We start from the raw sequence: 387 nt of genomic DNA, 5'->3' as shown, positions 1-387 counted from the left end.
GAGAACAACAGCGCGAGCTGGCCGCGAGCGGCGGCGAAGCCGGTCACGACGGCCCCGGAGGGCTCACCCGCGTCCAGGGCCCGCAGCGCGGAGAGCAGGTCGTCGGTGTCGGCCACCACGGCGACGGCGCGCTGCTCCAGCGCGGGCCGGGTGGTGACGGAGGACCAGGCGACGTCCAGCGGACGCGGGGCCTCGTCGGCGGCGAGCCAGCGCGCCCACCGGCCCGCCTGGCCGGCCAGGGCCGCATCGGAGCGCGCGGAGAGCAGCACCGGCACCACCGGCGGCACGTCGCGGGCGACGACCTCGCCCTCGATCGCCTCGGCCGGCGGCTGCTCGATGATCACGTGCGCGTTGGTGCCGGAGATGCCGAACGACGACACCGCCGCC

At 77.5% G+C, this 387-nt stretch carries 1 protein-coding gene; it reads right to left on the bottom strand.

The genetic code is table 11. From position 1 onward, the window contains the following. Positions 1-387: ketoacyl-synthetase C-terminal extension domain-containing protein (locus ACFHW0_RS31860; RefSeq protein ID WP_416613332.1), on the bottom strand; the 387-nt coding region annotated here is incomplete at both ends.

It is taken from the genome of Micromonospora sp. LOL_025, from assembly GCF_048060285.1.
Lineage (GTDB): Bacteria > Actinomycetota > Actinomycetes > Mycobacteriales > Micromonosporaceae > Micromonospora.
The sequence above is the reverse complement of the archived record's forward strand: the minus strand, read 5'-3'. Positions and strand labels throughout refer to the sequence as shown.